The following is an 11,171-nucleotide window of genomic DNA, read 5'->3' on the forward strand; positions in this document are numbered from 1 at the left end:
GTTCCACAAAGAGTGAATTTTCTTGTGGAACAGGCATCTTGCCTGTTGCTAAACAAGTAATTGAAAATGGTGCAATATCTCAGTTAAAACTTGCATCTTGCACCATCCTCAAAAACGGGCAAGATGCCCGTTCCACAAAGAGTGAATTTTCTTGTGGAACAGGCATCTTGCCTGTTGCTAAACAAGTAATTGAAAATGGTGCAACATCTCAGTTAAAACTTGCATCTTGCACCATTCTCAAAAACGGGCAAGATGCCCGTTCCACAAAGAGTGAATTTTCTTGTGGAACAGGCATCTTGCCTGTTGCTAAACAAGTAATTGAAAATGGTGCAACATCTCAGTTAAAACTTGCATCTTGCACCATTCTCAAAAACGGGCAAGATGCCCGTTCCACAAAGAGTGAATTTTCTTGTGGAACAGGCATCTTGCCTGTTGCTAAACAAGTAATTGAAAATGGTGCAACATCTCAGTTAAAACTTGCATCTTGCACCATTCTCAAAAACGGGCAAGATGCCCGTTCCACAAAGAGTGAATTTTCTTGTGAAACAGGCATCTTGCCTGTTGCTAAACAAGTAATTGAAAATGGTGCAATATCTCAGTTAAAACCGACTGAAATATTGACAGATAGTCCTCTTGAGAGGACTTCAGCTATGAGACAGGGAATTCATTCCCTGTCGGACTATAGGTTTTTGGCTCAATCTGTACCGCCATCTTCGATAATCAAACAAGGCCGCCAAGTGTCCCTAAACGGCCGCATTCTCCCCCTAAGTTGGACTCAGCAGCCGGCAAACAGCACTTCTGGGAATTTCCGAACTTGGATTGCTGACGTTGGATTGATGCAAGGTGCGGGAGTGGATTTGCTTAGCAGCGCCGACAGTATCAAACAACCGGTGCAGTGGTTTTCGGTATCTTTAATCGGCGCTCAAAGCTTAGCAGCGCGGGCAACAGGCTCGTATCGTTACTTAGATGTTACCGATTTTGCTAGACTTGCGGGCTGGGAGATATCTGCTGATGGGAATATTCTAAAAATTACTTCTCAAACTGCAAGTGTTACCGGAATTCGGCAAGCAGAAATAGAATCGGGCGATCGCATTGTAGTAGATATCGATCGACCAACCCCTTGGCAAGTCAACTTTGTCGATAAACCAATCCCGTCGCCGACACCCACACCCAACCCCCCGGACGACCCCACAAAGCCCGCTATCCCAATCCCAAGCCTCCGCACAGCGCCAAACCTCGAAACACCAGACGACCCGACCAAACCCGCTCTCCCGCTGCAAATAACGCCCGCAGCGCCGATCGCCGGTCAAGAATGGTCGATCGCGATCGATGCCAAAGTCGCACCCGCCATAATTCAGCAGACTTTCTCAACCAGCAAACAATTGCTATCACTAAAAGTCGAACCTGACGGCGTTCAAACCAAAGTCAAAGTGACGATTCCTTTGGGTTGGCGGCCGCAAGTTTTCACCCTGGGAAATCCCAATCGATTAGTTATCGACATTCGCCCAGATTCGTTAGTAGAAAAAAACATTGTTTGGGCTCCCGGTGTGCAGTGGCGGCAGCAGTATCAGAATTTAGGAACCGCGCGTTTTCCAGTAGTTTGGTTAGAAGTTAATCCGCGTCAAGCTGGTGTAAAAATTAGACCAATTCTCAGCAATCCGCCTGCCGATCAAGGCACTGCACCTTTATTGCAAACAGCAGAAGTTTCGGGTGCGGCGGCGGCGATTAATGCAGGTTTTTTCAATCGAATTAATCGCTTAGCTTTAGGGGCAATTCGGCGGGAAAATAAATGGCTTTCCGGGCCGATATTGAACCGGGGGGCGATCGCATGGAACGATCGGGGAGAATTTGCGATCGATCGTTTAACTTTGCAAGAAACTGCGATCACTTCGGCAAATCAAATTTTGCCGATTTCTCATCTCAATAGTGCCTACGTACAACCGGGAATCGGTCGCTACAATTCTGATTGGGGAACAACTTATACTCCGTTGTCTGGCAATGAAATAGTTGTGACAGTTGCGGGCGAGCGAGTTGTCAGCCAATCCCCCGGAGGTGCGGCGGGAACAACAACTTTTCCCATTCCAGCTAACGGTTATATTTTGGCTTTGCGTGCCGATTTGTTTCCTGCATCTGAACTCTCCATCGGCACTTTATTGCGTTTAGAAACTAACACTTTTCCTGCTGATTTCAACCGTTTTCCGTACATTCTGGGCGGCGGGCCGGTATTGGTACAAAACAGTCAAGTTGTGCTGGATGCTAAGGCAGAAGGGTTTAGCGATGCCTATGTTAGACAGACAGCAATTAGAAGTGCGATCGGGCGAACTGCTGCGGGGAATTTGCTGATTGTAGCGGTGCACAATCGTGCGGGCGGGGCGGGGCCAAATTTCGCAGAACTGGCGCAGATATTGCAGCAAATGGGTGCTGTGGAGGCTTTAAATTTGGATGGGGGAAGTTCGACGAGTTTGTATTTGGGAGGTAGTTTGCTCGATCGACCTCCGTCTACTGCTGCGAGAGTTCATAATGCGATCGGTATTTTCATTCAACCATAAACCGTCACCTTAAATTGTAGGGTGCGTCAGCGTCCGTTATCTTCTCAAAAATTGAGAATCTCCCCACTGACGCACCTTACAAACTCTTGTTCTCCCGTTATTAAAGGGGCTAGGGCAGGGGGGGAGTAGAAGTTTTTATAATCCAAAATCGCAAATCGAGTGGCTTGTTTGTATGTGATGATAACGGGATATTCCCCGCGCAATTTGCAGGAGCAAGACCTGTTTTTGGCGGTTTTACAAAATGATGCGGTTCCTGTGCGCGATCGCACTTCTGCGATTCCTCAACCGCTAGCTACAGTTATCGATCGCGCTTTAATTGACAATCCTGATATTTATTATCAAAGTGCAGCGGAATTTAAACAAGCCCTATTCAATAGTATATGATAATTGATTTCATATTGACACTGTAACTTTTTTATTGCAAGAGGTAGATTGAGATTTACAGTTGGGTGGGGGCGGGTTTATGAGATTATTGGTCTTAGGCTGAGATTTTGGGTAAAACCCGCCCCTACAGAATGTTGTTATCATTGTGGATTGGACTCTCGCATTCGGATCTAAAAGTCTTGGGTTAGCCTCAAAATCTCTCGCCCGAATGCGAGAACCCCTACAATCTTCACACAACTCAATCTGCCATCACAGACAACACATACTCTCCTTGATTTACTGACTGATTTGTCGAAACATCAAAAATGAAAACATCCGACTCAGCACAAACATCAACCAAACTCGGAAATTCCCCATTCTTATTAAAGCTGAGAATTTGATAAAGCCGATCGCCCTTTTTGACATAACTCCCCAATTGCACTCGATTTTGAATCATCCCGCCCGCCGGCGCGTAGTATTTGAACACTGAATTCTTGGGGGTAAAAATAACGTGATGATTCGCAGTTTTCGGGAGAGGAAATCCATCTATTTTCAATAAACCCTTACTGGCTAAGTAATTTTTGATGCCCCGCAAGCCATTCGCCACAGACTCGGGATTCATTTCCATCCCCGAACCTAATTCTAAAGTCCAAGCTTCCACGTCAAATTGAATCGCACTTCCCAACTCTGCTAAAATCTTCTCCAAAGCCAGCCAAGGCTTGAGAAACGCCTCGTCAAAAGCATCGCCGTCGTACTCGTTCATCAAGATAGCCCGATCGAGCAAAAAAGCTTTCGCACTCTCCTCGCGGGAATTAAAACAGTAAAGGTAATCTAAACTTTGATTCGTAGAACTGTGCAAATCCAGCACGTAGTCAGCATCCAAACACAAAGATTGTAGCTGATATCGGTAAAGTTCGCTGTAGGGGCGGCAACTAGGAGCGTTAATTTTTGCCAACTCTTTCGCAAAACTCAAAGCAATCGCTTTTCTGTAATTAACTTTGACAGTATCGGCATCGAGATGAAGGTGAGAATTAGCAAAACCCAGAATATCTTCCCCTTGTTTTTCAAAATCCCAGAAAATCCGGTTCCAATTTACCCCATCATAAAGATTGAAGCGACCAGGAGAAAAATGGTGCGATCGCTGACTGACACCTACAGGATTACAAACAGGAACTAGCCAAATTTCCCCGCTTAACTGGCTGCTGTCCAAAGACATTAAAAACTCAATTAATTGGTAAATCACAGCATTACCGCTAATCTCAGCGCCGTGGAGGTTAGATTGGAGATAAGCTTTTTTGCCGGGAATCGCACCTTGGAACTGATAGACTTGCAGTGAAAGCCGATCGCCCGAAGCAAGCTGCACCACAGGAATAGTCGAAATAACAGGAATCATAGAAGGAAACTTGGGGCATGGGGCATGGGGCATGGGGCATGGGGCATGGGGCATGGGGCATGGGGCATGGGGCATGGGGCATGGGGCATTGGTAACGGGTAATTGTTACTAATGACTAATGACTAATGACTAATGACTAATGACTAATGACTAATGACTTCATAGCCGATTTGCGGGCGTTGGTCTAAAATCAATACAGTCCTCTGCTGACTTGCTTTCAGCAAGATTTAAGCATACTTACCCTGCAACCTTATAATAATCCTTGTGCCAGACACTGCCCAGAACCGCCCAGAGCTGGATCTGAAGACCATATTTCCCTTCGAGCTAGATAACTTTCAGAGAGAGGCGATCGCCGCCCTCGATGCAGGTAAATCGGTTGTCGTGTGCGCTCCCACAGGCTCTGGGAAAACGTTAATCGGGGAATACGCCATCCATCAAGCACTCTCCAGAGGGCGGCGCGTCTTCTACACCACTCCCCTCAAAGCACTCTCTAACCAAAAGCTGCGCGACTTCCGCAGTCAATTTGGAGACGACAGCGTAGGTTTGCTGACGGGCGACATCTCCGTCAATCGAGATGCGCCGATTTTGGTGATGACTACCGAAATATTTCGGAATATGCTCTACGGTACGCCGATCGGAGAAGTCGGTACTTCCCTCACCGGAGTCGAAACCGTGGTGCTCGACGAGTGTCACTACATGAACGATCGCCAGCGTGGTACCGTCTGGGAAGAATCCATCATCTACTGTTCGAGCGAAATTCAACTACTCGCCCTCTCAGCAACCGTTGCCAATAGCGACCAACTCACAGACTGGATTAACAAAGTCCACGGGCCCACAGAGCTCGTCTACTCAGACTTTCGGCCAGTACCGCTGCAATTCCACTTCGCCAACCAAAAAGGGATATTTCCCCTGCTAGACGAGACCGGCAAAAGAGCCAATGTCCGGTTAGTCCCCAAAAAGAAGGGGCAAAAAGTAGAAAGAGGCAGCATCCCCACTCCAAGTTTGACCGATGTTTTGGCGCGGTTGGACGATCGAGATATGCTACCAGCAATTTACTTCATCTTCAGCCGTCGCGGGTGCGACCAAGCAGTCGCAGAAGTCGGCAATTTCTCCCTAGTTAACGAAGCCGAAACAGCCGAACTCAAACGCATCATTGACGATTTTTTACAGCGAAACCCAGAAGCAGAACGCTTCGGTCAAAAAGAAGCACTTTTAAAAGGCATCGCCGCCCACCACGCAGGCATTTTGCCCGCTTGGAAAGGTTTAGTAGAAGAACTTTTTGGCAGAGGTTTGATAAAAGTCGTATTTGCCACCGAAACCCTAGCAGCCGGGATTAATATGCCCGCCCGCACCACAGTCATTTCCACCCTGTCCAAGCGCACCGACAAGGGACACCGACTGCTAAACGCTTCAGAATTCCTGCAAATGGCCGGTCGGGCGGGTCGGCGGGGCATGGACAAGCTGGGGCACGTGGTCGCAGTTCAGACGCGCTTTGAAGGCGCAAAAGAAGCCTCGTATTTGGCAACAGCCAAAGCCGACCCCCTCGCCAGTCAGTTTACTCCCAGCTACGGCATGGTGCTGAATTTGCTGCAAACTCACACTCTCGACGAAGCTCAAGAGTTGGTAGAGCGGAGTTTTGGTCAATACCTGTCTACCTTGTACTTGCAGCCGCAGCAAGAAGAATTAGACCGATTGCAAACAGAATTGGCGGTGCTTGAACAGTCCCTGGCGGCCGGAGGAAATGTCTCCACCCTGGAAAAAGAGCTCGCTCATTACGAAAAATTGCAGGGAAGACTCAAAGAAGACAAACGTTTGCTGAAAACTCTATTGCAGCAAGCTGAAGAAGCCAGATTTAAGGAGATGTCCGTAGCTGTGGCTTTTGCAGTGCTCGGCACGGTTCTGAGTCTCAAAGGCAAGCACGTTCCGACAGCTAAACGATCGCACACAAATCCTGTACCCGCCGTATTGGTTGCCAAAATCCCAGGTTCCGGCCAAGCACCAAATTTGGTGTGCTTGGGCAAAGATAACCGCTGGTATGTCGTCGCCATTAGCGATGTCGCGAGTCTGCACGCCGAATTACCCCGCTTGACCGTTGCAGATACCTTGAACCCGCCGTCGGAAATGCTCCTGAGACTCGGCCAATGCCGCTTGGCAAATGAAGAAACTGCTTCAATTGCTGCATCGATCCCAGAATTGCCCGCACCAGAACCGAGCCCAGAGGCGATCGAGCAACAGCGGAAAATCGCAGCCGTAGAAGCTAAGCTAGAAATTCACCCGGTTCTAGAATGGGGCAATCCCGGTACTTTGCTCAAACGCCAGCGCCGCCGGGAAGAATTGAAAAAAGAAATCCGCAAAAGCGAACAAGAGTTAGAAAAGCAACGAGCTCGCTACTGGGAGCAATTTCTCAACTTAATCGACATCTTGCTGAATTTTGGCTGCTTGGAAAGAGTAGTTTCGGCAACTGGAAACCGAGATGACTCCTCCGACAGGTTGGTACCCACAATCTTGGGCCAAGCTTGCGCCGCCATTCGTGGCGATAACGAACTGTGGCTGGGTTTGTCCCTGATGTCTGCAGAGTTTGACGAACTCGACCCCCACCACCTCGCTGCTGCTTGCGCGGCCTTAGTTACAGAAGTTTCCAGGCCCGACAGTTGGACTCACTACTCGCTGTCGCCGGAAGTTTTGGCACCTTTGGACAATCTACAAAAAGGCCTGCGCCGCCGATTGTTTCAAGTGCAGTACCGCCACGAAGCTGCAATCCCGATTTGGCTGGAACGGGATTTAGTGACTTTGGTTGAGCAGTGGGCTCTGGGTGTTGAATGGCTGGAACTGATTAGCCATACGAGTTTGGATGAAGGGGATGTGGTGCGGATTTTGCGCCGGACTTTGGATTTCTTGTCTCAGATTCCTCATGTTCCTCATGTTTCGGATGCTTTGCGGAGGAATGCTTGTCGGGCGATGCAGTTAATCGATCGATTCCCGGTGAATGAAGCTGCAACTTAGAAAATTGTTGACAGTTGACAGTTGACAGTTGGCTGTTGACAGTTGGCTGTAAGCATTAGGGTCAAGTTAAGCCTGAAACCATTTCTAAATCAGGGTTGTAGCCGAGTCTAGATCCCCCTAAATCCCCCTGATTGTTGGGGAGTAGGGGTTGACTTTGAGCAGACTCCTGTCCCACCCCCTACTCCCCTTATTAAGGGGGGTTAGGGGGGATCTAGACTTCGCTACAAACAAGAGAGACGGTCGGTTTAACGTGTTTGTTGACACCAACGGGCTGTCAACTGTCCCGCATCTAAATTGTATTTTTGGTTTTTCAAGCAAATGCACCCACATTTTAATCGAAAATCCAAAATCTAAAATCTAAAATCGATCGATCGCACTTTTTCCTGATTCAGGTTGCAGAACAGGATAGAAAATTGTATGGTGCGGATCGAGCGCTCGCTCTTAATTGTTATTAAATTTTTCTTTAGCGCTGTGGTGAGTAATTCTCATATTTATGCAACAAATCAAAAATCCCGATCAAATGCCTGATGCCTGCTCCCAGGCTAAAAAAAATCGCTTTTTCACTTTCTTGCAAAGAGTCTTAATTGGAACTCTAGCGAGTACATTACTCAATCTCTTCATCCTATTTCCCTCTCCGAGTTTCGCAGAAGTAGTTCTGGGCGTTGTTCGCAGTTCCGAGAATTCTCCCGACTGGGTAAAGATTACCACGCGCCTCTGGGAAAGCGGCATTGCTTACAAACCAATCAATCTCGAAGAAATCAAAAATTTGGCGGATTTAACAGGCGTTAACGTGCTGTTTTTACCCAACATTGAAACTTTGAGTCCGACGCAAATTAAAGTTTTAGAAGCTTGGGTCTCCCAGGGCGGCCGCTTGATTGCTTCGGGCCCAGTCGGCCGCAGTTCCCCGGCTTTGGTGCGCCAATCTTTGCGATCGCTCCTTGGGGCCTATTGGGCTTTTCCGTTAACCCAACCGGCGACGCCGCAACCGCGCAGCCGCTGTCGGGATCTCGCTTGCACTACTTCTAGCAGTTGGATGCCCCCAGAACAAAAAAATGCCTCAGTCCAAGGCGGTGTCTTGATTCCGGCTGATGCAAACAGTCAAACTATTGCTACTTGGAAAGATAGTTCCGGTTCCTCCGCAGCCATCGCCACGGATCGCGCTACCTATCTCGGCTGGCGCTGGGGTAGCGACGGTTCGGCAAATGTAGATAAGGCTTGGCTGCAAGCCTCGATCGCCCGCTGGGGAGGCACAATCGCTTCGCAGCCTGTAGCGCCACCCACTGCTGCCGGGATCCCACTGCCAAGTCCCCCCTCCAGAGTCAGTAGAAACAGCCCTAGTTTGCCGCGTAGTACCCCGCTGAGCCGACTTTCTCCCTCTGGCTCGCTTCCCGATCCAGTACCTGCAACTTTTACAGACCCTTCGGATCAGGCGGCGCCGGCGGGTTTGGACGTGCAGCCCAATTCCAATAAGCCGATCGTCAGCATTGAAGCGTACTTGATGCGCCAAGAACTCACTAACCTCCTCGGCCGGTTTGAAAGCGCCTTGACAGCATCTAATTCAGCCAATACCGCCATCAATCTTAATGCTGCTACCTCCCCTCAACTGCTGGCTGCAGAACAGGGCGGTGGCGGCCCGGCAGCCAGCCGCACCCCTGTTCTGCAAGCGATCAGGGGACGGGCGATCGCCCAAGCGCGGCAGGTTCTGCAAACTTTCGACCAACTCCTGCAAGAGCAAAACTACGCGGAGGCGAGATCGCAGTGGGTGGAAGCGCGGCAGTTGCTGTGGGAAAATTACCCGAAGGAAGGACAGCGCGTTGGGGCGGAAATTCGCGCGGTTTGGCTCGATCGCGGGACGATCGTCGCAGCGCGATCTGAACAGGGTTTGGCGGCAGTGTTCGATCGACTCGCCGCCGCCGGTATCAATACTGTTTTCTTTGAAACATTGAATGCCGGATATCCCATTTATCCCAGTCAAGTTGCACCGCAACAAAATCCCCTGACTGTTGGCTGGGACCCGCTAGCATCTGCGGTTAAATTAGCCCACGAGCGAGGCATGGAACTGCACGCTTGGGTTTGGGTTTTTGCCACAGGAAATAAGCGCCACAATACTTTAATTGGCCAGCCTAGTTCTTATCCTGGGCCGGTGCTTTCCGCTTATCCAGATTGGGCAAATATTGACAATAAAGGACGCAGGCAAAATCCTAACGATGGTAAATTTTATCTCGATCCGGCGAACCCGGAAGCGCGGAATTATTTGCTGCGAATTGTCAGCGAAATTGCCAATAACTACAAAGTAGATGGGGTGCAATTAGACTATATTCGCTATCCTTTTCAAGATGACAATGCGAATTTTACTTACGGTTACGGTATTGCGGGAAGGCAGCAATTTAAGCAGTTGACTGGTGCTGATCCGGTGAATATTTCCCCCAGGGACGGCAGTTTATGGCGGCAGTGGGTTGAGTTTAAAACTAATCAAATTAATAGTTTTGTAGCTGAAGTTTCTCAGCTTTTGCGGCAGAATTATCCGCGCACTATTCTGTCGGTGGCGGTGTTTCCTCACCCGGAAAGTCAGCGGATTTACAAAATTCAGCAAAATTGGGAAGTTTGGGCTCGTCAAGGTATTGTAGATTTGATTGTGCCGATGACTTATGCTTTGGATACGAACCGACTTCAGCGCATTACGGAACCGCTGGTAAAGGAACAAATGCTCGGTTCGGCTTTGATTTCTCCGTCGGTTAAGTTGTTGACTCTCCCGGAAGTTGTGGCGATCGACCAAATTCAAGCTTTGCGCGATTTGCCGACTGGGGGCTATGCTATTTTTGCGGTGGAAAGTATCAGCAGCGGGATGCAGGGGTTTTTTAACCGCACTCAAGGCACGCCAGTGCGTTCCACTTCTGCTGCAGAGCCGATTCCTTACCGACAGCCGTTTGCGGCGGCGGCTTCGCGGTATACTGCTCTCAAGCAGGAATGGAGTTTTTTGTTGGCTAACAATCAGTTGCGGGTGTCGGAATCTGAACTAAAAGTTTTGCAAAGTCGAGCCGATGAATTGGCGCAAGCTTTGAGCAAGTTGGCGGCAAATCCTTCGAGAGAAAGTTTAGCAACTGCTAAAAGATTGTTGGGGAGTTTTCAATCTCAATTTCAATCTTCGATGCGCTTGCATTCTGCAGAAAATAGCTATCAGGTGCAAACTTGGCAAAATCGTTTGGAGAGTTTGAATATGCTTTTACGTTACGGCGAAAGGATGGAGTTGAATCGCAGGTAAATATAGATTTTTCGGGTGTGTGCTGCTGTGGATAGTGCGATCGTGCTAACATTTGGGCGATCGTACTCTAATTAAGTTAGTTCACGATCCACGGGTAATCCTCACCTTGGTTTTTTCACAGCAATACTTGGTTCGAGCTCGCAGATTCAGTAAAAAACCCGGTGGTTGAGCGAACCCGAAACCCCCTGTCTTGAGTCGAAGTGCGATCGCGAACTTTAAGTTTGTAAGTAGGTCATCGCCAAATAACCATAGTATCTTATCAGGGAGGGTTGAGTTAAGATCCACGATCGAAGCGAGTAGATGAGTCCTCTCACCCGCCCGAACCATGTAATGTTTATTTGCACCTACTTACTTAGTGAGGACGGAAGTCCTCAAAACTCTTAAACGTCGAACTCAAACAATTTGATAATGAGTGATATCGTTTCCCGTTGCATCGGATAAGAGTCAACCATTGAGTTTTCCGACACCGAGTCAACAGTCAACAGTCAACAGTCAACAGTCAACCATTGAGTTTTTCGACACCAAGTCAACAGTCAACAGTCAACAGTCAACAGTCAACAGTCAACAGTCAACAGTCAACAGTCAACAGTCAACAGTCAAC

General features: G+C 48.6%; 5 protein-coding genes. 4 read left to right on the plus strand and 1 reads right to left on the minus strand.

Translation table 11 applies throughout. The annotated features are described in order from the left end of the window. The first annotated feature begins 38 nt into the window (after positions 1 to 38). Together QUA00_RS09180 and QUA00_RS09185 are read left to right on the plus strand one after the other, a co-directional pair. Positions 39 to 2,549, plus strand: coding sequence for a phosphodiester glycosidase family protein (locus tag QUA00_RS09180; RefSeq protein WP_333409410.1), 2,511 nt, complete (start codon positions 39 to 41; stop codon positions 2,547 to 2,549). Positions 2,550 to 2,708: 159 nt separating this feature from the next. Then, a complete protein-coding gene (locus tag QUA00_RS09185; RefSeq protein WP_333147720.1) occupies positions 2,709 to 2,933 on the plus strand; it encodes a hypothetical protein in 225 nt (74 codons plus the stop codon). Between the two features lie 238 nt (positions 2,934 to 3,171). On the opposite strand, the gene QUA00_RS09190 is transcribed toward QUA00_RS09185, so the two are convergent. Then, positions 3,172 to 4,305, minus strand: coding sequence for a succinylglutamate desuccinylase/aspartoacylase family protein (locus tag QUA00_RS09190; RefSeq protein WP_333409411.1), 1,134 nt, complete (start codon positions 4,303 to 4,305; stop codon positions 3,172 to 3,174). Positions 4,306 to 4,569: 264 nt separating this feature from the next. Between QUA00_RS09190 and QUA00_RS09195 the strand changes: the two genes are divergently transcribed. Beyond that, positions 4,570 to 7,308 (plus strand): DEAD/DEAH box helicase, encoded by a 2,739-nt coding sequence (locus QUA00_RS09195; protein WP_333409412.1) that lies wholly within the window; start codon positions 4,570 to 4,572, stop codon positions 7,306 to 7,308. 520 nt (positions 7,309 to 7,828) lie between these two features. After that, positions 7,829 to 10,570: a family 10 glycosylhydrolase gene (locus tag QUA00_RS09200; protein ID WP_445305728.1), complete on the plus strand. Its 2,742-nt coding sequence runs from the start codon at positions 7,829 to 7,831 to the stop codon at positions 10,568 to 10,570. The last annotated feature ends 601 nt before the right edge of the window (positions 10,571 to 11,171 follow it).

The sequence above is a fragment of the Microcoleus sp. T2B6 genome (assembly GCF_036700475.1).
GTDB lineage: Bacteria > Cyanobacteriota > Cyanobacteriia > Cyanobacteriales > Microcoleaceae > Microcoleus.

Coding starts and splice junctions, on each gene's coding strand:
- QUA00_RS09200 (WP_445305728.1), top strand. CDS start 7,829: ATGCCTGATGCCTGCTCCCAGGCTAAAAAAAATCGCTTTTTCACTTTC.
- QUA00_RS09190 (WP_333409411.1), bottom strand. CDS start 4,305: ATGATTCCTGTTATTTCGACTATTCCTGTGGTGCAGCTTGCTTCGGGC.